This window comes from Luteimonas sp. GW821-FHT14E02 (assembly GCF_058803905.1).
The window spans coordinates 83312-105133 of the sequence record NZ_JBXAPK010000011.1; the positions used below are offsets into that span (position 1 = coordinate 83312).

18 protein-coding genes and 6 tRNA genes are annotated in these 21822 nt (G+C 63.6%); 16 read left to right on the top strand and 8 right to left on the bottom strand.

Features of this window, described 5'->3' with window-relative positions; all coding sequences use genetic code 11:
- Nucleotides 1-17: 17 nt before the first annotated feature.
- Nucleotides 18-707 carry a phosphate regulon transcriptional regulator PhoB gene (gene phoB, locus AC1RNP_RS16640; RefSeq protein ID WP_226469858.1) on the bottom strand — a complete coding sequence of 230 codons (690 nt, stop codon included), beginning with the start codon at nt 705-707 and terminating at the stop codon, nt 18-20.
- A gap of 144 nt (nt 708-851) precedes the next feature.
- Here phoB and AC1RNP_RS16645 point away from each other — a divergent pair, with 144 nt between their 5' ends.
- Nucleotides 852-1196, top strand: a complete 345-nt coding sequence (locus tag AC1RNP_RS16645) for a hypothetical protein (protein WP_493052403.1) — start codon at nt 852-854, stop codon at nt 1194-1196.
- A gap of 57 nt (nt 1197-1253) precedes the next feature.
- Complete coding sequence (locus tag AC1RNP_RS16650) at nt 1254-1793, top strand: KOW domain-containing RNA-binding protein (RefSeq protein WP_493052405.1); 540 nt, start codon at nt 1254-1256, stop codon at nt 1791-1793.
- A gap of 78 nt (nt 1794-1871) precedes the next feature.
- On the opposite strand, the gene AC1RNP_RS16655 is transcribed toward AC1RNP_RS16650, so the two are convergent.
- Nucleotides 1872-3515, bottom strand: coding sequence for a M48 family metalloprotease (locus tag AC1RNP_RS16655; protein ID WP_493052450.1), 1644 nt, complete (start codon nt 3513-3515; stop codon nt 1872-1874).
- Nucleotides 3516-3807: 292 nt separating this feature from the next.
- On the opposite strand from AC1RNP_RS16655, the gene grxC reads away from it, so the two are divergent.
- From grxC to AC1RNP_RS16680, 5 genes are all read left to right on the top strand, one after another.
- Nucleotides 3808-4086, top strand: a complete 279-nt coding sequence (gene grxC / locus AC1RNP_RS16660; RefSeq protein WP_493052406.1) for a glutaredoxin 3 — start codon at nt 3808-3810, stop codon at nt 4084-4086.
- 62 nt (nt 4087-4148) lie between these two features.
- Nucleotides 4149-4481, top strand: a complete 333-nt coding sequence (locus tag AC1RNP_RS16665; RefSeq protein WP_493052451.1) for a carboxymuconolactone decarboxylase family protein — start codon at nt 4149-4151, stop codon at nt 4479-4481.
- Nucleotides 4482-4605: 124 nt separating this feature from the next.
- Nucleotides 4606-5613, top strand: a complete 1008-nt coding sequence (locus AC1RNP_RS16670) for an isocitrate dehydrogenase (protein WP_493052407.1) — start codon at nt 4606-4608, stop codon at nt 5611-5613.
- 136 nt (nt 5614-5749) lie between these two features.
- On the top strand, nt 5750-7426 hold the full coding sequence (locus AC1RNP_RS16675; RefSeq protein WP_493052408.1) for a serine hydrolase domain-containing protein: 1677 nt from the start codon (nt 5750-5752) through the stop codon (nt 7424-7426).
- Between the two features lie 119 nt (nt 7427-7545).
- Nucleotides 7546-8868 carry a Na+/H+ antiporter NhaC family protein gene (locus tag AC1RNP_RS16680; RefSeq protein ID WP_493052409.1) on the top strand — a complete coding sequence of 441 codons (1323 nt, stop codon included), beginning with the start codon at nt 7546-7548 and terminating at the stop codon, nt 8866-8868.
- A 232-nt stretch (nt 8869-9100) separates the two neighbouring features.
- Here AC1RNP_RS16680 and AC1RNP_RS16685 read toward each other — a convergent pair whose 3' ends face one another.
- The 6 genes from AC1RNP_RS16685 to AC1RNP_RS16710 all read right to left on the bottom strand — a co-directional run bounded on the left by AC1RNP_RS16685 (nt 9101) and on the right by AC1RNP_RS16710 (nt 11469).
- On the bottom strand, nt 9101-10018 hold the full coding sequence (locus AC1RNP_RS16685) for a hypothetical protein (RefSeq protein ID WP_493052410.1): 918 nt from the start codon (nt 10016-10018) through the stop codon (nt 9101-9103).
- A gap of 8 nt (nt 10019-10026) precedes the next feature.
- Entirely contained in the window at nt 10027-10623 is a 597-nt protein-coding gene (locus AC1RNP_RS16690; RefSeq protein ID WP_493052411.1) for a hypothetical protein, read from the bottom strand.
- Nucleotides 10624-11035: 412 nt separating this feature from the next.
- Nucleotides 11036-11111, bottom strand: a tRNA-Lys gene (locus AC1RNP_RS16695).
- Nucleotides 11112-11132: 21 nt separating this feature from the next.
- Nucleotides 11133-11209, bottom strand: a tRNA-His gene (locus tag AC1RNP_RS16700).
- A gap of 41 nt (nt 11210-11250) precedes the next feature.
- Nucleotides 11251-11327: transfer RNA gene (locus AC1RNP_RS16705), tRNA-Arg, on the bottom strand.
- Nucleotides 11328-11392: 65 nt separating this feature from the next.
- Nucleotides 11393-11469: transfer RNA gene (locus AC1RNP_RS16710), tRNA-Pro, on the bottom strand.
- 175 nt (nt 11470-11644) lie between these two features.
- Here AC1RNP_RS16710 and AC1RNP_RS16715 point away from each other — a divergent pair.
- The 9 genes from AC1RNP_RS16715 (at nt 11645) to AC1RNP_RS16755 (ending at nt 21740) form a co-directional block, all read left to right on the top strand.
- Nucleotides 11645-12406: a Bax inhibitor-1/YccA family protein gene (locus AC1RNP_RS16715; RefSeq protein ID WP_493052412.1), complete on the top strand. Its 762-nt coding sequence runs from the start codon at nt 11645-11647 to the stop codon at nt 12404-12406.
- A 34-nt stretch (nt 12407-12440) separates the two neighbouring features.
- Nucleotides 12441-12525, top strand: a tRNA-Leu gene (locus AC1RNP_RS16720).
- Nucleotides 12526-12885: 360 nt separating this feature from the next.
- Nucleotides 12886-14187, top strand: a complete 1302-nt coding sequence (gene tig / locus AC1RNP_RS16725) for a trigger factor (protein ID WP_493052414.1) — start codon at nt 12886-12888, stop codon at nt 14185-14187.
- A gap of 45 nt (nt 14188-14232) precedes the next feature.
- A complete protein-coding gene (clpP, locus tag AC1RNP_RS16730; RefSeq protein WP_493052415.1) occupies nt 14233-14853 on the top strand; it encodes an ATP-dependent Clp endopeptidase proteolytic subunit ClpP in 621 nt (206 codons plus the stop codon).
- Nucleotides 14854-15018: 165 nt separating this feature from the next.
- Complete coding sequence (gene clpX, locus AC1RNP_RS16735; protein ID WP_226469866.1) at nt 15019-16308, top strand: ATP-dependent Clp protease ATP-binding subunit ClpX; 1290 nt, start codon at nt 15019-15021, stop codon at nt 16306-16308.
- A 453-nt stretch (nt 16309-16761) separates the two neighbouring features.
- A complete protein-coding gene (locus AC1RNP_RS16740) occupies nt 16762-18438 on the top strand; it encodes a galactose oxidase early set domain-containing protein (RefSeq protein WP_493052417.1) in 1677 nt (558 codons plus the stop codon).
- 203 nt (nt 18439-18641) lie between these two features.
- Nucleotides 18642-21110: an endopeptidase La gene (gene lon / locus AC1RNP_RS16745; RefSeq protein WP_493052418.1), complete on the top strand. Its 2469-nt coding sequence runs from the start codon at nt 18642-18644 to the stop codon at nt 21108-21110.
- Between the two features lie 231 nt (nt 21111-21341).
- Nucleotides 21342-21614, top strand: coding sequence for an HU family DNA-binding protein (locus AC1RNP_RS16750; RefSeq protein WP_493052419.1), 273 nt, complete (start codon nt 21342-21344; stop codon nt 21612-21614).
- 51 nt (nt 21615-21665) lie between these two features.
- Nucleotides 21666-21740: transfer RNA gene (locus tag AC1RNP_RS16755), tRNA-Val, on the top strand.
- The last annotated feature ends 82 nt before the right edge of the window (nt 21741-21822 follow it).

The following is a 21822-nucleotide window of genomic DNA, read 5'->3' on the forward strand; positions in this document are numbered from 1 at the left end:
AGCAAGGGGAGGAACGCTCACATCGCCGCGGAAAAGCGATAACCCGCGCCGCGCACCGTTTGCACCATGCCTTCCAGCCCGGTGGGCTCCAGCGTCTTGCGCAGGCGGCGGATGTGCACGTCGACGGTACGTTCTTCGACATAGACGCTGCCGCCCCAGACGTGGTCGAGCAGTTGCGAGCGCGTGTAGACGCGTTCGGGGTGGGTCATGAAGAAATGCAGCAGGCGGTATTCGGTGGGGCCGATCGACACCGGAGCGTCGCTGGCGAAGACGCGGTGCGCGCTGCCGTCGATGCGCAGCTGGCCGACCGCGACGCTGCCGTCCTCGTCGTCGTCGCGCGAACGGCGCATCACCGCGCGGATGCGCGCCAGCAGTTCGCGCGAGGAGAAGGGCTTGACCACGTAGTCGTCGACGCCGGCCTCGAGGCCGCCGACGCGGTCATTCTCCTCACCGCGGGCGGTGAGCATGATGATCGGCACCTCGCGGGTCAGCGCCTCGCGGCGCCAGCGCCGGGCCAGTTCGATGCCGCTGGTGCCGGGGAGCATCCAGTCGAGCAGGATCAGGTCGGGGACGCGGTCGGCGATGGAGGCCTGGGCTTCGCGGGCGTCGCCGGCATGGGCGGGCTCGTATTCACCCTTGCGCAGGGCAAAGGCCACCATGTCGCGGATGGCGGGTTCGTCGTCGACGATCAGGATGCGTTTTTGCATGCTCTAGCGGGGCAGAAGCCTGGACGCTGGGATTAGACGACAGTTTTGTGACGGTCACATTACACCGATTGCGGCCATTCCGCCGGGGCTGCCGGCGCTAGACTCGGCTGCCTGGGGATCCGGGACTATTTAAGGAGAAGGGGCGTGAAACGTTTCCTGTCGTTTTTCGTCATTTGCCTGCTGGGGCTGGCTGCCTGCGCCAAGCCGTTGCCGGAGGATCGGAAGGACTATGTCGGTATCTGGACCGGCACCAGGGACGCCGAGCAGATGACGCTCGCCATCGACGCAGGCGGTATGGTCAATTACAAGCGCGAGAAGCCCGGCATGAGCAAGTCGGTAAACGCGCCGATCAAGGCGTTCGAGGGCGATGATTTCGTCGTGGGGATCGGGCCGATGACCACCCGGTTCAAGGTGACGCAGCGGCCGAAGCAGATGGAGGGGGCGTGGACGATGGTGGTGGATGGGGTGACCTTGGAACGTCGGCAGTAGCCGCGATTTGGTCGCCGAATTATGTTCAGACGACTACTCGCCCTTCCTGGTAAGAGCTTGCAGGGACGCACTGGCGGTGCATATACCGTCACCGAACAAGACGCCGACGTTGTCCGACAATTGAGTGATCTGCCGCAGTCTTCGATCGGCGCGCCGCTCCCCACCATTCTTGCGGGGGAGTTCTGCCTGGCAGTTGCTTACCTTTGTGAACTACCTGATGCCAATTGGGATGGTTCGTATGTGCGGGTGGTTTCGGCGGAATCAGAAGGTGAAACGATTTGCGTGGTGTCTTTCGACAATGCGATCGCCCATTTCTTCGGGCCACCGAACGATGAAGCCTTCTCGGGCCATCCTCTCGCCGACAGGGGATTGAGGCCTTACGGAACGTTCGAAATCACTTCTTCCTCATGGATTCGTGCGCTGGAACGCATGAATTCCGTCCATCCGCACCACAAGCCGGAGATTTTCTCGGGGTACAGGCACTTTGTATTGTCCTTTCACGACACGACGTTCGAATGTGTGGCAGCCGGTTATACGTTCCAGACCCGCAGCGGTAGGCTGCGGGATGTGATGGGTGATGTGTGCGCTTCGTTGTAGCGAAGCTGCGGCGGAACCTCTGGAGCAAACTGTCTGCACGCTCGGGATGTCGTTACGCAGGCGATCCTGTCCGTTCCGTCACTGCGGCCGCACGTCCTGATCCCGCATGCCCTGCCGCCGCAGTTCCAACACCATCGGCGTGATCGCCGCGATGCGCGCATCGATGCGGGCGCGCGCGTAGTAATCCAGATCGTCGCGTCGCTTCAGGTTGTTGAGCTGCACCAGCGCCTGCTCGGCGCGGCCGTTGAGGTAGGCGGCTTCGGCGTAGGCTTCACCGGCGCGAATCGGATCACCGGCGATCTCGTTGGCGCGAGCGAAGGTGGTCTGGAACAGCGGATCGTCGCTGGCCGAGTTCAGAAGCGGCCGCAGGATGGTTTGTGCCTGCTGGCCCGCGACCTTGGTGTTGCGTTCGCCCAGCACGCCGGCATAGGTCAGGGCGACGGCACGATTGCCGGGCATGCGTGAGAGCAATCCCTTGAAACGAGTGTCGGCGGCGTCCTGCTTGCCGGCGCGCGCTTCGGCCTGGCCCATGGCGAGCGAGAGCCAGAGGTCGCCGGGATATTCGGTCAGCAATGCGGTGAGATCCGTCATCGCCGCGGCACTGCTGCCGCTGAGCAGGCGCGCCAGCGCGAGGCCGTAACGCTGCGCGTCGTTGAGCTTGCCGTTGCGCGCCATGCGCTCGTATTCCTGCACGGCGGCCGAGGGTCTGTCGGCACTGAGCACGCGCAGGCGTTCGCGCACCCAGCCGTACTGGGTCTCGTCGTTGCGGTACAGGCCATCGACCGACAGGTTGAGCGCGCTCGGCAACAGCGGATTGCTGCTGGCCGGCGCCGAACTGATCGGGCCTTCCGGCACCGGCACCTGTTCGACGCGGGTCGCTTCCGGTGTCGCGGTGATCGCGCGCACGTTGCGCTGCTTCTGGAGGATGCGCTCGGCGCGTTCCTTGGCCTCGGCGATGCGCAGGGTGGTGACCGGGTGGGTCATCAGGTAGTCGGGCGTGCGTTCCTTCTCGCCGCCGCGGTTCACGCGCGAGAGGGCCTGCATGGTCTCGAACATCTGCGCCATCGCGCGCGGGTCGTAGCCGCTGCGCGCCAGCGTCTGGATGCCGAGGCGGTCGGCTTCGGATTCGTTGGAGCGGGTGTAGTTGATCTGGCGCTGCGCGGCGATGCCCTGCGCGCTGGCCATCGCGGCCATGGCGGCATCGCCGGAGGAATTGCCGCCGGACTGCGAGATCGCGATCGCGCCCAGCATCGCCAGCAGGATCGGGATGCTGTCGCGCTTGGCGCGCTCCACGCCGCGCAGGACGTGTTGCTGGGTGACGTGGGCGATTTCGTGGCCGAGCACGCCGGCCACTTCGTCCTCGGTGTCCGCCGCCAGCACCAGCCCCGCGTTGACGCCGACGTAGCCGCCCAGCGTGGCGAAGGCGTTGATCTGGCGGTCCTTCATCATGAAGAAGGTGAAGTCCTGCTTCGGGTTGTCGCTGGCAGAGCCGAGGCGGGTGCCGAGCGTGCGCAGCCATTCGTCGACGAGCGGGTCTTCGAGGATGTAGTCGTAGTGGCGCAGCTGCGCCAGCATCATCTGGCCGTATTCCTTCTGCTCGGCCGGGCCGAGCACGGTGCCGGCGGAGGAGCCGATGTCCGGAAGCTTGGTGTCCTGGGCGGGCGCGCACAGGCTGGCCACCGTGAGTGTCAGTGCGGTGGCGTACAGAAGCGGGGAGGGGATGCGTGCCAGCCGGCGTCCGATGCGCCGGGCGAATGCCCGCAGGCGACCGGAGTCCCGCCCGGAATCCCGCGATGCCGGAAACACCGTGCTTCGGATCACATCAATGAATCTGGTCAAGGGCACGGGATGCCTCGGCATCAACGGTCTGGGAGAAAGCATGGATGCGCGCGCCTGAAGATTCCATAATTCCACCTGTACGCGGTCATCTGTGTTGCAGGCGTGCCCCTGTGGAGCCGCGGCCAGGCACCCCATCATTCGACCATATCCCGCCTTCTTAGTTCAGGAGACTGTCTTGAACGCCCGCAACACCCCGGAAATCACCCTCTACACCGGTGCCGCCTGCGCCTACTGCGTGGCGGCCAAGAACTTCCTCAAGGGCCGCGGCCTGGAATGGAACGAGGTGCGCGTCGACCTCGACCCTTCGCAACGCGAAAAGATGGTGGCGCTGACCCGCCGCACCAGCGTGCCGCAGATCTTCATCGGCAGCACCCATGTCGGCGGCTACGACGACATGATGGCGTTGCATCGCGCCGGCAAGCTCGATCCGTTGCTGTCCGGAGACGCCTCGTGAGTGCGGGCGGCGGTGCGGGCGAGGACGATCGCGTCCGTCAGTTCACCGAATTCCGCAAACGCATGAACGAGCGCATCCTGGCCGAACCCAACCAGGTCGTGCGCCGCTTCTTCGCCCTCGACACCCAGACCTACCAGGCCGGCGCGCTGGACGTGAAAACCAAGGAGCTGCTGGGCCTGGTCGCCTCGCTCGTGCTCCGCTGCGACGACTGCATCAGCTACCACGTCGCGCAATGCCGCGAGGCTGGCGTGAACCGCGAGGAGATGTTCGAGACGTTCTCGGTCGGGCTGGTGGTGGGCGGCAGCATCGTGATCCCGCATCTGCGCCGCGCCGTGGATTTCCTCGACCGGCTGGAGCAGGGCGACGCGGCGGCCCCGGACGCGCACGACCACTGAAACCGTCATTTCCACAACGCCGGGAATGACGGGCAGAAGCACTTACGGCATAATATCCAGCTGATTTTTCGCCTTTGCGCCGCACGGACGCCGTGTGGCGCGCTTCTGCATGGACCCCACACCAATGACCCAGACGATTACGGTCATCCGCGGCGACGGCATCGGCCCGGAGATCATGGACGCCACCCTGCACGTGCTCGACGCGATGCAGCTCGGCCTGCAGTACGAGGAAGCCGACGCCGGCCTGGCCGCGCTCGAGAAGCACGGCGAGCTGCTGCCGCAGGCGACCATGGACTCGATCCGCAAGAATCGCATCGCCCTGAAGAGCCCGCTCACCACGCCGGTGGGCGAGGGCTTCTCCTCGATCAACGTCGAGCTGCGCAAGCGCTTCGACCTGTACGCCAACGTGCGTCCGGCCAAGTCGTTCCCGAACACCAAGTCGCGCTTTCCCAGCGGCGTCGACCTGATCACGGTGCGCGAGAACACCGAAGGCGCCTACATCGGTGAAGGTCAAATGGTCAGCGAGGACGGCGCCACCGCCACGCTCACGCAGAAGATCACCCGCAAGGGTTCCGAGCGCATCGTGCGCTATGCCTTCGACCTGGCCCGCAAGACCGGCCGCAAGAAGGTCACGGTGGTGCACAAGGCCAACATCCTCAAGTCGACCTCGGGCCTGTTCCTGAAGGTGGCGCGCGAGGTGGCCGCGCAGTATCCGGAAATCCAGTGCAACGAGATGATCGTCGACAACACCTGCATGCAGCTGGTGATGCGGCCGGAACAGTTCGACATCATCGTCACTACCAACCTGTTCGGCGACATCATCTCCGATCTGTGCGCGGGTCTGGTCGGCGGTCTCGGCCTCGCGCCCGGCGCGAACATCGGCACCGATGCGGCGATCTTCGAAGCCGTGCATGGTTCGGCGCCGGACATCGCCGGCAAGGGCATCGCCAATCCGTGCGCGCTGCTGCTCGGCGCCGCGCAGATGCTCGATCACCTCGGCCTGCCCGAGAAGGCCACGCGCCTGCGTGACGCAATCGTCGCCACGCTCGAAGCCAAGGATTCGCTGACACCGGATCTGGGCGGCGACGGCAACACGATGAGCTTCGCCAAGGCCATCGCCAGCCGGGTTTGACGGCTGTCGCGCTTCCCTCGAAGGCGAGGGAAGCGCCTGACTTTCGACCGATGCCGCCTCTTCGCAGGCGGTGATAGCGTCGGCCCCGACATCTCATTGCCGGGGGGATTCCATGCGTGTCGTTCGATCCGCTTTCTTGTCGACGATCCTTGCCGCATCGGTCATTCCTGTCGTCGACGCACAGGACACGAGCGCGCCGCGAGCCGATCTCCACAAGCGGGTGGATGCGATCTTCGCACCCTGGGCCGGCACGCAGACGCCGGGCTGCGCGGCCGGCGTTTCGCGCGATGGTGTGCCGGAGTACGTGCGTGGTTACGGCATGTCGAACCTGGAACATGGCATCGTCATCGCGCCGGATTCGATTTTCCACGTCGCCTCGGTTTCCAAGCAGTTCACCGCTTTCTCGATCCTGCTGCTGGCGCAGGAAGGCAAGTTGTCGCTGGACGACGACGTTCACAAATATCTGCCGGAGCTGGCGGACTACGGCAAGCCGCTGACCCTCTCGCACCTGATGCACCACACCAACGGTTTGCGCGAGCAAGGGCAACTACTGTTCATGTCGGGCTGGCGTTCCGACGATGTGTTCGCGCAGGACGACATGCTGAAAGTCCTCGCGAAGCAGCGCGGCTTGAATTTCGTGCCCGGTAGCGAAGTGAGCTACAACAACAGCGGTTATGTGCTGCTGGCGGAAATCGTGAAGCGGGTGTCGGGCAAGGCGCTGCCGGAGTTCGCACGCGAGCGAATTTTCGAGCCGCTGGGCATGCGTGACACGCAGTTTCAGGAGGATCACAACAAAATCGTGCCGCGTCGCGCCGCAGCCTATCGCTCTGATGAGAAAGGGCTTTGGCGCACGAGCATCCCGTCCGCCGACTATTACGGTTCGAGCACGCTGCTGACGACGGTCGGCGATTTGCTCAAGTGGCAACAGAACCTGGTCGACGGGCGCATCGGCGGAAAGGATGTGCAGCGACAGATGCTGATTTCGGGCCGGCTCAACGACGGCACCGAGATCGGCTACGGCGGTGGTCTGCGCGTGCGCAGTTATCGGGGGCTGAAGACGATCGGGCACGATGGTCTGGAAGGCGGGTATCGCGCCGACACGATCCTGTTCCCCGAGCAGCGCTTGGGCATTGTGGCCCTGTGCAACGGCACCACGATCGTGCCCGATGAGCTGACGCGCAAGGTGGCCGAGGTCTATCTGGGCGATCAGCTCGGCACCGACATCAAACCTGAAGTGACCCTGCCGCCGGGCCGGCTCGAAGCCCTGGCCGGGACGTACTGGAATCCCGTGACCGATGAGGTCGCGCGTCTGGAGTTCAAGGACGGCGCCCTGCGCGCGGCCGGAGTGCGCGGAGCATTGATCCCCACCGGCGGAGAAACGTTCCGTGTCGGTGAGACCATGCAGGAGTGGTCTTTCCGCAACACCGGCACGGCGACGGAGCTGAGCATCGTCGATTTCTGGCCGACCGCGCGAATCTTCCGGCGTGTGGACGAACCGATGCCCACGGCCGCCACGTTGGAGGCGCTGGTGGGGCAGTACCGCAGCGACGAGACCGGGGCGACCTACACGGTGGCGTTGAAGGACGGCAAATTGCTGCTGCAGTGGCTGAAGCAGCCCGGGATGGCGCTCGAAGCCCTGGGCGGGGACCGTTTCGCGACCGCGCAATCATGGACGGTCACCTTCACCCGCTCGGCCGGGAACGCGGTGGACGGATTGACGGTCACCAGCCGCCGGCTGCGTCGTCTGCAGTTGCAGCGGATCGGGCCGGAACAGGCAGTCGCGTCCGCCTCGCGGCAGACCGGGGCGCGCTGATCCCGGCTCCAGGGCCGCCAGCCTCGTTCCATCCCCGCAAGGCGATCGTTCCGGTCATGCGCTGGACAGGGGGGATGCTGCGTCGCACAATTATCTAATCTTTTTATCCGGATAGAGCGATGAATGATCGCCCCAGTGCTCTGGCGCTGACTCCGCTGCTAGTGTTTCTGGCCGTGTTCTTCGGCGCAGGCCTCTGGTTCACCAGCCGCGGCGACACCATGGGCTTCTATCAGCTGCACGCGCCGGTTGCGATCCTGCCGGCGCTCGCGCTGGCGCTGTGGATAGCGCATCGCCGCGGCGTGCCGGCCATGGACAAATTGCTGGAAGGCATCGGCGATTCGAACATCATCCTGATGTGCCTGATCTTCCTGCTCGCCGGCGCGTTCGCGACGGTGACCAAGCAGATCGGCGCTGTCGACGCGGTGGTGTCGCTCGGCGTCGGCACACTGCCGCCAGCGTTCATCCTGCCGGGCCTGTTCCTGATGGCCGGATTCCTGTCGCTGGCGATCGGCTCCTCGATGGGCACGATCGCGGCGGTCACGCCGATCGCGCTCGGTGTCGCCGATGCCTCGGGACTGGATCGTGCGCTCGTGATCGGCGCGGTGCTGGGCGGCGCGACCTTCGGCGACAACCTCTCGGTGATCTCGGACACGGCCATTGCCGCCGCGCGCACGCAAGGCTGCAGCGTGCGCGCGAAATTCCGCGAGAACCTCAAGCTCGCGTTGCCCGCTGCATTGCTCACGCTCGGCATCCTGGGTTTCGTCGGCGAAGCTTCGCCCGTGGAAGCGGCCGAACATGCCCCGCCATGGCTGATCCTGCCGTATCTGCTGGTATTGGGACTGGCGATCGCCGGTATCGACGTACTCGTCGTGCTCGGTATCGGTCTGGTGTTCGCGGCGGTGATCGGCGCGGTCTTCGCGGGGGATGGCTACAGCCCGATCCAGTTCGCAGGCGACATCTACGGCGGTTTCGAGAGCGTCATCGAGATCACGCTGCTGGCGCTGCTGATCGGCGGCCTCGGCGCGCTGATCAAGGCCAGTGGCGGACTGGCCTGGCTTGCGGCGCAGATCTCGTGCATCGCGCGCGGCAGCACGGGATTGCGCAGCGGCGAATGGAGCCTTGCGGCATTGGCCGCGCTGACGGATGTCTTCACCGCCAACAACACCGTCGCGATCCTGATCAGCGGCAACGTCGCCCGCGACATCGCCGAGCGCCACGGCGTGCCGCCGGCGCGCGCGGCGAGTTTGCTCGATATCTTCGTCTGCAGTGTGCAGAGCCTGTTGCCTTACGGCGCGCAGATTCTCCTGGCGGCGTCGTTGGCGGGATTGTCGCCGCTGGCGTTGATCGGCAAGGCGCATTACTGCTGGGCGCTGCTTGGGGTGACTGTGCTCTTCATGCTGTGGCCGGGGAGGGGAGGAGAGAGGGCAGCGCAGGTGGCGTAGCTGTGCATTGATGGCAGGTGTGCGCGATCGCGATCGCCTGCATGAAGCGAGTGAATGGTCGGGCGACGTAAGTGGTGATGTTCAAGCCCTCTGATTCGGCTTCGCGCCGTGGATCCGGCGGCGCCAAAACGCGTGGGGTAGCGCTTCGCGTACCTCACGGGCTGGCGTCGGTGCCATGGATGGGGTATCGATTCTGGCGTGCCCAAAAACGCCCTGCCGGGTCTTTTAATTACTAGCTAGTCGTTGAGAAAAATTTCGTAAGCTCAGCCTCGCAGTGAGCGTTCAATCGTTGCCCGCTTTTGGAGTCCAGCAGAATCTTGTCGCCCTCCATCAAGTTAAGCAGATATTTCCTGGTTTCGTATGCGGCAAATGATGAGTGCGTCACCGCTTCCGGCATATCCGTTGATTTTGGGATGGGGGCGCCTGGAAGAAAATTCCTTGTAAGCAATCCGTTTGCATTCAACTGCGCGCATGCGCCAGCCAGATAGGCCGTTCTTTCTTCGTAATCTGGATCAACCTTGATTCCGTTCAAGGCCGCATGGATATGCACATGCTCGTGGGCGAAGACGTCCACGAGATTGGCCTTGTTCTTCTCAGAGTCGAGCCCCCATGTAGCGATAAATAAGGGGGTGAGCTTTGTAATGGGGTAAAAGCTTCTTTTCTTGACCTCTTTTCTCACGCCCGGCGGGGACAGGATTGCCCTGTATTCAAAGCCGCTCGAGAATCTGCTCTCCCGATCGAATCGGTTCATATATGCGATTGAACTGGTCACGAGCCGGCATGCTGTCGTCGCATCACCATCCTGCATCGAATCATCCATCCAGTCGATTCTTGCCCTAACCCCGGCTTGGTCACAGGAGCTCATCCGCATGTCGCTTGGGTTGCCAGCCGCTTCTTTCCCCGGGATGAAACTGACGGATGTCAAATACACGAATCCCATCATTTTTTTGACGTAAGTGGAGGCCAAACCCTCCGGGGACACCTCCTTTTTCAGGTTGTCGGGCACGTAGATCGTGCAGCTGGAAACAGCGAATGCAAGCGCAAGAATTACTGCAGCCGCCCATCTGTCAAATTTCTTCCAGCGCATAGCCACCGCCTTGCGAATGCAGAATCCGCCAAGACTTGGCGGATTCTGCAACTCCTTATCCACGGAATTGGTTAATTGTTGCTGCAAAGGCCCGGAGTTGGGTATCTCGGGCAGTCATTAATGAATGTGCTTTGGAAGCTTGCCAACGTCTCCGCACCATCCTTTGCGGCGCCAGCAATCGTCTTCGTTCCGGAGCCATAAGCGGAATAGAACGGCGCGAGTTGGTAATTGATGCTGTCGGCATCGCCCGCATTCGCGAGCGCCCAGGTATTCACGGCATCCGGATCTTGCAGCTTGATGACCGTGCCGCTCCGTACCCATCCGAAGCTCTTGGTGGCTTGCGCCGCGCCTGTAGAGGATATTTTCAGTGTCACGATAACGGTACCGCTTGTGGGGTAGGGGATTGTGGAGCCAGCCGTATCCAACGAGAACTGCGCGGCATCAGGCACGATGTCTGCCTCAGCCACCAATGCGAGAAGCGGGGCAAATTGCTTGCCACCTGGTTCCCAGGTCGCGTCGACGCCAGATTTACAGCTGCCTCCGGAAGCAGTGGAAGAGGTGCACTCTCCGTACACCCTGACAGATTTCAGCCTCAAATTGCATCCAGTCAAGCTGGCGCAGCAGGCCGTCACGAGCATTGCAGTTGTTGCCATTTTCATTGCTTTCATAAACTGATCCTTCAATTTTTATTGAAATGCTCCCCTGGCCGGATCGATGCTAGGGCGGCAATGTCGCCGTCACGTGAAAAGCAACGTGCGCGCAGGAGACGGTAACGAGGCTTGGCTAGGGCATGCACTCGCTGCCGTTGCACAGGCCCAACTGGCCGGCTTCCTGGCTCACATGGGCGAACGCCACAGTGCGGCCGCGCTCCCGGAAGGCGCTGGTCAGCACATTCAACATTTGCGTCGGGCATGGGGTAGCCGTGTACTACCTCGTGGCCTTCCACCTAGTCGAGCCTGAGCTTATGAACGAGCAACGGCCCGCCATAAGCCAATGGTCTGAAAAACTTTCAGGGCGGCGCACGCAGGGTGCGCCTGAAAGAGAAAGGCGCCTGGGATTTCTCCCAAGCGCCTTCTTGTTTGGTGGGCCGTCAAGGATTCGAACCTTGGACCTATTGATTAAGAGTCAACTGCTCTACCAACTGAGCTAACGGCCCCGAACTGCAATGATAACAAATTGGGGTGGCTGAGGGGACTCGAACCCCCGACATCTGGAATCACAATCCAGTACTCTAACCAACTGAGCTACAGCCACCATTGAAACTTCCGCGGAACGCCCGTTTTCACGGCCTGTTCTGGCGCGCCCGGCGGGACTCGAACCCACAACCACCGGCTTAGAAGGCCGGTGCTCTATCCGGTTGAGCTACGGGCGCGTGCATCCATGATAACGGCCACGCATGCATAGCGGGGCGGTCGGACGCGCGCGTCGTGGCCAGGATGGTCGGGGTAGAGGGATTCGAACCCCCGACATCCTGCTCCCAAAGCAGGCGCGCTACCAGACTGCGCTATACCCCGCCGGATCGAGCGGTTGGTTCGGATTCCCGGGGCGTCCGGCATTCAGGCCGGGGCACCGCGAAGGGCGGTTATTGTCCGGGACCCGCCGATACGCTGTCAACGCACGCTTGAAACCGATTGCGCTGTATCCTCATGTCTTCTTCAGCCAGCAATCCTCCTCGGCGAGGCACACACCATGATGCGCAGCGGCAATCCAGCTCTCAAGGAATCCACGTTCCTCGACCTCGCCAGCGGGAGCGTGGTCTCGCGCGGCGGCGCGGTGATGACCCTCGGCGGCACTGTCAACAAGACCGGTCTGCTGCTGTTGCTGAGCCTGATCACCGGCGCCTTCGCCTGGAATCAGATCGAGTTCTCCGCCGCCGGCGTCACCAACGGCACGGCCTACATCTGGGGCGGCGCGCTCGTCGGCTTCGTGCTGGCGATGGTGACGGTCTTCAAGAAGGAGTGGGCGCCGGTGACGGCGCCGCTGTACGCGCTGGCGGAAGGCTTCTTCCTCGGCGCCATCTCCGCCGTCTACAACCACCTGTACCAGGGCATCGTGATGCAGGCGGTGATGCTGACCTTCGGCACGCTGTTCGCGCTGCTGTTCGCCTACCGGTCCGGGCTGATCAAGGCCACCGAGAACTTCAAGCTCGGCGTGGTCGCGGCCACTGGCGGCATCTTCGTGATCTATCTGGCGACGATGGTGCTGCGCCTGTTCAACATCAACATTCCCTATATCCACGATTCCGGGGTGATCGGCATCGGTTTCAGCCTGTTCGTGGTGGTGATCGCGGCGCTGAACCTGGTGCTGGACTTCGATTTCATCGAGACCGGGGTGGAGCAGGGCGCGCCGAAGTACATGGAGTGGTACGGGGCGTTCGGCCTGATGGTCACCCTGGTGTGGCTGTATCTCGAGTTCCTGCGCCTGCTGTCGAAGCTGCAGTCGCGCAACTGAACCGTCCGCGGCCTCCCGGCCGCGGGCCGGCGATGCGAAAGTGGCGGAATTGGTAGACGCCCTGGATTTAGGTTCCAGTGCCGCAAGGCGTGCGGGTTCGAGTCCCGCCTTTCGCACCAGGCTTGATCGGCGTAGGCCGATCAAGCCCCCAAAGTTTGTTTGCGTAGCAAACTTTGGGCCCCGTGGCATCGCTTCCAAACCCCGCCGCTTCGCGGCGCCCCCTTGCTAAGGGGGCTTTCCTCCAGAAAGTTGGTCGCCGAGGGCCTGTGGCGGGATAGCGCTGCGTCCTCAGGTATCTGCCGACTGCGGGTTTTGCCCGAATTAGTGGCGGGCGGGGCGGGATTCGGCCAAAATAGCCAGTTCGATTGGCCCGTCCCCAGGGTGCCTGCGCAAGCTGGCGTCGTGGCCGGCCAGTCGCTTACTAAACGTGCCCATCGCGTCGTCGGCTCCGACTCAGCCGGCGACAGTCAGGAGTTCAAATGCAGGTCTCGGTCGAAAACACAGGCAATCTCGAACGCCGCATCACCTTCCGCGTGCCCACCGAACGCCTGGATACCCAGGTCGGCGGCCGTCTGCGCGAGATCGCGCGCACGGCGCGCATCAAGGGCTTCCGCCCCGGCAAGGTGCCGGCCAAGGTGATCGAGCAGCGCTTCGGTCAGCAGGTCCGCGCCGAAATCCTCGATGGCCTGCTGCGTGAAGGCCTCGACGAGGCCGTGCGCGACAATGCGCTGCGCCTGGCCGGCGCTCCGCGCATCGAGCCGAGCCCCGAGGCTGGCGAGCAGGAGCTGGCTTACGTCGCCACCTTCGAGGTGGTGCCGGATTTCGGCGAGATCGACGTGGCCAAGCTGCAGGTGATCCGCAACACCTCGGAAGTCACCGAGGCCGACATCGACCGCATGATCGAGAACCTGCGCCTGCAGCGCCGCACCTGGAGCGCGGTCACCCGCGCCGCCCAGCCCGGTGATGCGGTCGACGTGGAAACCTGGTCGCAGGTCGGCGACGACCGCCTGCCCGCCGAGGGCGTGGAGCGCGGCGTCACTGTGATCGGCTCCGGCGGCATGTATCCGGACGTGGAGAACGCGCTGGCCGGGCTGAAGAAGGACGAGGAGAAGTCCGTCGAGGTCACGTTCCCGGCCGACTGGCGCGTGCCGCAGCTGGCCGGCAAGACCGCGCAGGTGCATCTGAAGGCCGAGCAGGTCTCCGAGCCGGTGCTGCCCGAGGTCGACGCCGCCTTCATCAAGAGCTTCGGCGTGAAGAGCGGTGAGATCGACCAGTTCCGCGCCGACATCCGCACCAACCTGGAGCGCGAGCTCAAGGGCGCGCTAATGAACCGCCTGCGCCGCGAGGTCGGCGAGCAGCTGGTGGCCGCCTATGCGAACGTCGAGATGCCGCCGAAGCTGGTCGAGAACGAGGCTCGTTCGATGCTGCAGCAGGACGTCGAGCAGGCCCGCCGCCGCGGCCAGCAGGTCGAATTGCCGGAAGACGCCCACGCCCCGTACCTCGATGCCGCCCGCAAGCGCGTCCTGGTCGGCCTGCTGGTGGGCGAGGTTGCCCGCCGCAACGAGTTGCGTCTGGACCCCAAGCGTCTGAACGAGACGATGCGCCTGATCGCTTCGACCTACGAGGAGCCGGAGCAGGTCATTGAGTTGTACCGCAACGATCCCCAGTTGATGTCGGGACTGCAGAACCGTGTTATGGAAGAGCAGGTGATCGATTGGATCGCCGAGCGCGCCCAGCACACCGAACAACCGCTCACGTTCCAGGAAGCGATCCAGAACTGACGCGGGTCCTGCGGACCCCCAGACCTTCAATCAGCAGGTGGAAAGATGGAAACCAAAGCCTTGAACCTCGTCCCGATGGTGGTTGAACAGACCAGCCGCGGCGAGCGTGCCTACGACATCTATTCGCGCCTGCTGAAGGAACGTGTGATCTTCCTGGTCGGCGGCATCGACGACCAGGTCGCCAACGTGATCGTGGCGCAGATGCTGTTCCTGGAAGCGGAAAATCCGGAAAAGGACATCAGCCTGTACATCAACTCGCCAGGCGGCATCGTCACTTCCGGCATGGCGATCTACGACACCATGCAGTTCATCAAGCCGGACGTGAGCACGATCTGCGTTGGCCAGGCGGCCAGCATGGGTGCCGTGCTGCTGGCGGCCGGCGCGCCCGGCAAGCGCTACGCGCTGCCGAACTCGCGGGTGATGATCCACCAGCCGCTGGGCGGCTTCCAGGGCCAGGCCACGGACATCGACATCCACGCCCGCGAAATCCTGTCCATGCGCCAGCGCCTGAACGAGATCCTGGCCCGTCACACCGGCCAGCCGCTGGACACCATCGCCCACGACACCGAGCGCGACAACTTCAAGAGTGCCGAGGCGGCGAAGGAATACGGCCTGGTCGATCAGGTGCTCGAACGGCGCCCGGAAGAGTCGATCCAGCCGGCGTAAGCCGGCGTGATTGGCAGGATCAGGCAAGCGGATCGGCGAAAAACAATGCAGAATCAGTTATTTGGCGGCTACGGTCGCCCTGATTCCGGTCCCCGCATGCGCGTTGCGCAGCATGCTATTCTCGGGCCGTAACCCTATGACTCCGCACCACAGATTGGCGAAAGCATGAGCGAAGACAGACCCGGCCGTTCCGGCGGCGACAGCAACAAGATTCTGTACTGCTCGTTCTGCGGGAAAAGCCAGCACGAGGTCCGCAAGCTGATCGCGGGCCCGAGTGTGTTCATCTGCGACGAATGCGTCGAGCTGTGCAACGACATCATTCGCGAGGAACTCGAGGAAAAGGCCCAGTCGGCGCGCAGCAGCCTGCCCAAGCCGAAGGAAATCCTCGAGGTTCTCGACCAGTACGTGATCGGGCAGCAGCGCGCCAAGCGCACGCTCGCCGTGGCGGTGTACAACCACTACAAGCGCATCGAGAGCCGGCAGAAGAACGACGACGTCGAACTGGCGAAGTCGAACATCCTGCTGGTCGGTCCGACCGGTTCGGGCAAGACACTGCTCGCCGAGACGCTGGCACGTCTGCTCAATGTTCCCTTCACGATGGCCGATGCCACAACGCTGACCGAAGCCGGTTACGTGGGCGAGGACGTCGAGAACATCATCCAGAAGCTGCTGCAGAAGTGCGACTACGATGTCGAGAAGGCGCAGGCCGGCATCGTCTACATCGATGAGATCGACAAGATTTCGCGCAAGAGCGAAAACCCGTCGATCACTCGCGACGTGTCCGGCGAAGGCGTGCAGCAGGCGCTGCTGAAGCTGATCGAAGGCACCATCGCCAGCGTGCCGCCGCAAGGCGGGCGCAAGCATCCGCAGCAGGAATTCCTGCAGGTGGACACGCGCAACATCCTTTTCATCGTCGGTGGCGCGTTCGCAGGTCTGGACAAGATCATCCAGCAGCGCAGCACCGAGGCCGGCGGGATTGGCTTTGGCGCCAAGATCAAGAGCTCTGAGCGCAAGACTGAGGTCGGCAAGGTGCTGGCCGATGTCGAGCCGGAAGACCTGATCAAGTTCGGCCTGATCCCCGAGTTCGTCGGCCGCCTGCCGGTGGTCGCCACGCTCGAAGAGTTGGACGAAGCCGCGCTGGTGAAGATCCTCACCGAGCCGAAGAACGCGATCAGCAAGCAGTTCAAGAAGCTGTTCGAGATGGAAGGCGTGGAGCTGGAGTTCCGCCCCGACGCGCTCGCCGCGATCGCGCGCAAGGCGCTCAAGCGCAAGACCGGCGCGCGTGGCCTGCGTACCATCGTCGAGTCGGTGTTGCTGGATACGATGTACGACCTGCCGTCGCTGGAAAACGTCAGCAAGGTGGTGGTCGACGAATCGGTGATCGAGCACAAGTCCGATCCGTATCTGATCTACCAGAACACGCCGGTCCAGCCCAAGGTCGCTTCGGCCGAATAAAGGGCACTCCGATGCATCCCGGTGCGCTGTTTGGCGCACTGGTTTTGCTTCCTTGTCGCAACGATCGCACCGCAAATTTTCCCGGCTCCGCGTCACGGCCGAGGAAGACATGCCAACGCCCGACGAAGGCCGCTGCTCGAGAGTAGGGCGGCTTGTTTCGTCAACATTCTTCGCCGATTCCGCGCTCTGCGGCCCTACCGCGACGTCATCCGTTTTCGTCATGCAAACGCGCACCGGCTTTTCGACCGCGGCGCCGTCATGTCGTGCGCGAGGGCTTTAAGCCCGCGAGGAAGCGCTCCAACAATCCAGTAACGTTTTTTTCACTACAGCCTTGTTTTTATGTGAGTGTCGTCACATAAAAGGCATGATAAACGACGCGAATCGGTGGGCAGGGGGCGCCATGCGTGGCTGCTTGCGTGATCGACATCACCACCCACACAGCAGACCGAGACAATGAAACCAACGCTTCACCGCAGCCGGCGCCACGGGCTGGCGCTTGGCACATTGACGATTGGCGTGCTGGCGATCGCGGCTTACGCGGCCAGCAACGACCCTTCCTTCGATCCTCCTTCCACTTCCGAACCGCCTCCGTTCGATGCCAACGGGCACGACAACGGCTTTCTCGCCGCCGTGCAGGTGCCTGACGTCAACAAGGTCGTGCGTGGAGAAGCCATCCTGCCGGGGCTCCTCGATCTCGCGCGAAAAGGCGGCGCCTCGAGCGCCGTTCCGGACACCGGCGATCCGGTCAAGGGCAGTTTCTCGCCCGTCCTCGACTGGCCGCTGATCGGCATCCATGCCGTGCTGACGCCGGAAGGCCGCGTGCTGAGCTACGGCAGCGATGCCAATGGCACGCAGACCGGCCTGTTCGTCTACGACGTCTGGGATCCGGAACTCGGCCTCGACGCGGCATCGCATCAGCTGTTGCCCAACAACACCAACGTCGACATCTTCTGCAGCGCGCAGTTGCTGCTGCCCAGTGGCGATGTCGAGATCTACGGCGGCGATGTCACGCTCAACGGACGTTCGACCAACGCGCCGAACGCCGGCGTCACGCTGTACCGTCCGATCGACGACAGCCTGACGCGCACCGGCACGATGAACCGTGAGCGCTGGTACGCCACCGCGACCACGCTGCCCAACGGCGAGGTCTACATCCAAGGCGGCACCGGCGGCGCCGACTATCCGGAAGTGCGCGGCACCGACGGCAAATTCCGCCTGCTGACGGGCGCGCCGACCGGCAATCTGGCCAGCGGCTATCCGCGCAACTTCGTCAACAAGGACGGCAAGATTTTCGGCATCGCCAACAAGGCGATGTACGAAGTCGATCCGAACGGCGCCGGAACGATCATCGCGCGCGGTGCGTTCCCCACCGACAACATCGGCGGCACGTCTTCGGCGGTGATGTTCGCGCCAGACCGCATCCTGCAGGTCGGCGGCGGCATCAATCGGGACGCGGCCAGCCGCAACGCCAGCCTGATCGACATCAGCACGGGGTTGCCGCAGGTGACCGCGCTGCCGCCGATGCAGTACGCCCGGCACTGGGGCAACGCCACGGTGATGCCCGACGGGCGCGTGTTCGTTTCGGGTGGCAGTGCGGTGAACAATGTCGACGATCATGTCGCCTATACCAGCGAGATCTACGACCCGCGTAGCAACACCTGGACGCTCGGCGCCACCGCCAAGCAGATGCGGCTCTACCATTCCACCTCGCTGCTGCTGCCGGATGCCACCATCCTCACCATGGGCGGCGGCGCGCCCGGTCCGCAGCGCAATCTCAATGCCGAGATCTACTACCCGCCGTACTTGTTCGACGCGAAGGGCAGGCGGGCGCCACGGCCGACGATCCTGTCGGCGCCGATGACGGCGGGTGTCGGCCAGCAGATCGTCGTGGGCACGCCGCAGGCCCGGTCCATCAGCCGTGTCGTGCTGATCAAGGCCGGTTCGGTGACGCACTCCTTCGACATGGACCAGCGCTTCCTGGAACTCCCGTTCTCGGCATTTCCCGGGACGCTGAAGGTCGATCTCCCCGTCCAGGCCTACCAGACGCCGCCCGGCTTCTACTTGCTGTTCGCGATCAACAAGGAAGGCGTGCCGTCCAAGGCGGCGATGCTGCGGATCAACCCCCAGTGAACGGTTCGCCCGCGGCCGGGGCGGGCGGCTCCGTCCCGGCTGCGGAAATGTCTGTCCGAGCCACCTAAGGTATTGATTCGGAAGGCGTCCTGTCATCCTGCCAAGGATGACAGGGGTTCCGTGCTTGCATCGTCCCGGCCGGGGCCCCATAACACCGCCATGGCGGCCGGATTGGCCGCCCGCTGTCTTCCTTCGGAGCCCCCATGACACACCCCACCGAACACGAAACGCTCGAACTGCCGGTGTTGCCGCTGCGCGACGTCGTCGTGTTCCCGCATATGGTGATCCCGCTGTTTGTCGGCCGCGACAAGTCGATCCATGCGCTCGATCAGGCGATGGAGTCCGACAAGCGCATCCTGCTGGTCGCGCAGAAATCGGCCGAGGTCGACGACCCCGGCGCCGAGGACCTCTATGCGATCGGCACGCTGGCGCAGGTGCTGCAACTGCTGAAGCTGCCCGACGGCACCATCAAGGTGCTGGTGGAAGGCGTCGCGCGCGCGCGCGTGGACAAAGTCGTCTCGCGCAACGGTTCGCTCACCGGCACCGGCGTGGTCATCGATTCCACCGACACCCGCGAAACCCGCGAAGTGGAAGCGGTGGCGCGCTCGCTGATGTCGCTGTTCGAACAGTACGTCAAGACCAACCGCAAGCTGCCGCCGGAACTGCTGCAGACGCTCTCCGGCATCGACGAGCCGGGCCGCCTGGCTGACACCATCGCCGCGCACCTGGGCGTGCGCCTGGCCGACAAGCAGCGCCTGCTCGAAACCATCGAAACGGCCGATCGCCTCGAACTGCTGGTCGGTTTCGTCGACGGTGAGATCGACGTGCAGCAGATGGAGAAGCGCATCCGCGGCCGCGTCAAATCGCAGATGGAGAAGTCGCAGCGCGAGTACTACCTCAACGAACAGATGAAGGCGATCCAGAAGGAACTGGGCGAGATCGACGACGCGCCCAACGACCTCGACGAGATCGCGCGCAAGATCGCCGAGAGCGGCATGCCGAAGGCGGTCGAGACCAAGGCCAAGGCCGAGTTCAACAAGCTCAAGCAGATGTCGCCGATGTCGGCCGAGGCCGCGGTGGTGCGCAATTATCTCGACTGGCTGCTGGGCGTGCCGTGGAAGAAGCGCAGCAAGGTCCGCAAGGACCTGAAGGCCGCGCAGGACGTGCTCGATGCCGACCACTATGGCCTGGAGAAGGTGAAGGAGCGCATCCTCGAATATCTCGCCGTGCAGACGCGCGTGAAGCAGATGAAGGGCGCGATCCTGTGCCTCGTCGGTCCGCCCGGCGTCGGCAAGACCTCGCTCGGCCAGTCGATCGCCAAGGCGACGAACCGCAAGTTCGTGCGCATGTCGCTCGGCGGCGTGCGTGACGAAGCCGAGATTCGCGGCCATCGCCGTACTTACGTCGGTTCAATGCCGGGCCGCATCGTGCAGAACCTCAACAAGGCCGGCAGCAAGAACCCGCTGTTCGTGCTCGACGAGATCGACAAGATGTCGATGGACTTCCGCGGCGATCCGTCCTCGGCGCTGCTCGAAGTGCTCGATCCCGAGCAGAACAACGCCTTCAACGATCACTACCTCGAGGTCGATCTCGACCTGTCCGAAGTGATGTTCGTGGCGACGTCGAACTCGCTGAACATTCCAGGCCCGCTGCTAGACCGCATGGAGGTGATCCGCATCCCCGGCTACACCGAGGACGAGAAGATCAACATCGCCACGCGCTATCTCGTGCCGAAGCAGATGAAGGCGAACGGCCTCAAGGCCGAGGAACTGAAGATCGCCGATGGCGCGATCCAGGACATCGTGCGCTACTACACGCGCGAATCCGGTGTGCGCAATCTGGAACGCGAGATCGCCAAGATCTGCCGCAAGGTAGTGAAGGAAATCGCGCTGGCCGGTCCGCAGCCGGTGGGCGCGAAGGCGAAGAAGGCCAAGGGCGGCGTCAGCGTCTCGTCGAAGAATCTCGAGAAGTACCTCGGTGTGCAGCGCTACGACTTCGGTCGTGCCGAGCAGGAGAACGAAGTCGGCCTGGTCACTGGCCTGGCCTGGACCGAGGTCGGCGGCGATCTGCTGCAGATCGAATCCACACTCGTGCCGGGCAAGGGCCAGCTGATCCTCACCGGCCAGCTCGGTGACGTGATGAAGGAATCCGCATCGGCCGCATTGTCGGTGGTGCGCGCGCGCGCCGAGCGCCTCGGCATCGAGCTGGATTTCCTGCAGAAATTCGACGTGCACGTGCACGTGCCCGACGGCGCCACGCCGAAGGACGGCCCGAGCGCGGGCACCGCGATGGCGACTTCGCTGGTGTCGGTGCTGACCAAGATTCCGGTGCGCGCCGACGTGGCGATGACCGGCGAAATTACTCTGCGCGGCAAGGTCACGGCGATCGGCGGCCTGAAGGAGAAGCTGCTGGCGGCGATGCGTGGCGGCATCCGCACCGTGATCATTCCGGAGGAAAACCGCAAGGATCTGGCCGATATTCCGAAGACCGTCACCCAGACGATGAAGATCGTGCCGGTGAAGTGGATCGACGAAGTACTCGACCTCGCGCTGGAACGTCCGCTGACGCCGAACGCGGGTGCAGGCGACGTGAAGGAGCAGGTGAAAGAACAGGTGAAGAAAATTCCACGTGTCTCGCGCAAGCCATCCGCCCCCGCGGATGTCAAGCATTGACATTCACGCGTAATGCAAAACGCCTGAAATCCGCGGATTTCAGGCGTTTTTTTGTTGCCTGGGCTGTAGGGCGCTGGTATAACGGCGCGGTCGCGAAGTAGGCATGTCGTCACATACCTCCTCGCATCGTCGACGGGAACAGCCCGCGCATTGCCGCACAGGGGAATCCAGTCATGACATCCCGCGGGACATTCGTCCTGCCCACTTTTCGTAAATGGAGCTTTTATCCAAATGAATAAGAACGATCTCGTTTCCCATGTCGCCGAGAGTGCTGGCCTGTCCAAGGCCGATGCGGGCCGTGCGGTCGACGCCGTCCTCGACGGCATCGCCAGCACGCTCAAGGGCGGCGGCACGGTCAGCCTGACCGGTTTTGGCGCCTTCGACGTGCGCAGCCGCGCCGCGCGCACCGGCTTGAACCCGCAGACCAAGGAAAAGATCCAGATCCCCGCCTCCAAGGCCCCTGTCTTCAAGGCTGGCAAGGCGCTGAAGGATGCCGTAAACTAATCGGCCCGCCACCGCCGCCTTGGCGACGGTATCGGGACAGTCCCGAATCGGGGGTGCTTAGCTCAGCGGTAGAGCGTCTCCTTTACACGGAGAGGGTCGGGGGTTCGAAACCCTCAGCACCCACCAAGTAAATGCAGATCCCCTCTACGAGTCCGCGCGATCCAGCAACACGCGACGCGCGGGCTCTTCCAAGGTGAAGCGATTCATT

Bases quoted from the DNA above. Each gene is read 5' to 3' on its own strand.
- phoB (WP_226469858.1), bottom strand. From the start codon at position 707: ATGCAAAAACGCATCCTGATCGTCGACGACGAACCCGCCATCCGCGAC.
- AC1RNP_RS16665 (WP_493052451.1), top strand. From the start codon at position 4,149: ATGAACGAGCGCATCCTGGCCGAACCCAACCAGGTCGTGCGCCGCTTC.
- AC1RNP_RS16670 (WP_493052407.1), top strand. From the start codon at position 4,606: ATGACCCAGACGATTACGGTCATCCGCGGCGACGGCATCGGCCCGGAG.
- AC1RNP_RS16680 (WP_493052409.1), top strand. From the start codon at position 7,546: ATGAATGATCGCCCCAGTGCTCTGGCGCTGACTCCGCTGCTAGTGTTT.
- AC1RNP_RS16690 (WP_493052411.1), bottom strand. From the start codon at position 10,623: ATGAAAGCAATGAAAATGGCAACAACTGCAATGCTCGTGACGGCCTGC.
- AC1RNP_RS16715 (WP_493052412.1), top strand. From the start codon at position 11,645: ATGATGCGCAGCGGCAATCCAGCTCTCAAGGAATCCACGTTCCTCGAC.
- tig (WP_493052414.1), top strand. From the start codon at position 12,886: ATGCAGGTCTCGGTCGAAAACACAGGCAATCTCGAACGCCGCATCACC.
- clpP (WP_493052415.1), top strand. From the start codon at position 14,233: ATGGAAACCAAAGCCTTGAACCTCGTCCCGATGGTGGTTGAACAGACC.
- clpX (WP_226469866.1), top strand. From the start codon at position 15,019: ATGAGCGAAGACAGACCCGGCCGTTCCGGCGGCGACAGCAACAAGATT.
- AC1RNP_RS16740 (WP_493052417.1), top strand. From the start codon at position 16,762: ATGAAACCAACGCTTCACCGCAGCCGGCGCCACGGGCTGGCGCTTGGC.
- lon (WP_493052418.1), top strand. From the start codon at position 18,642: ATGACACACCCCACCGAACACGAAACGCTCGAACTGCCGGTGTTGCCG.
- AC1RNP_RS16750 (WP_493052419.1), top strand. From the start codon at position 21,342: ATGAATAAGAACGATCTCGTTTCCCATGTCGCCGAGAGTGCTGGCCTG.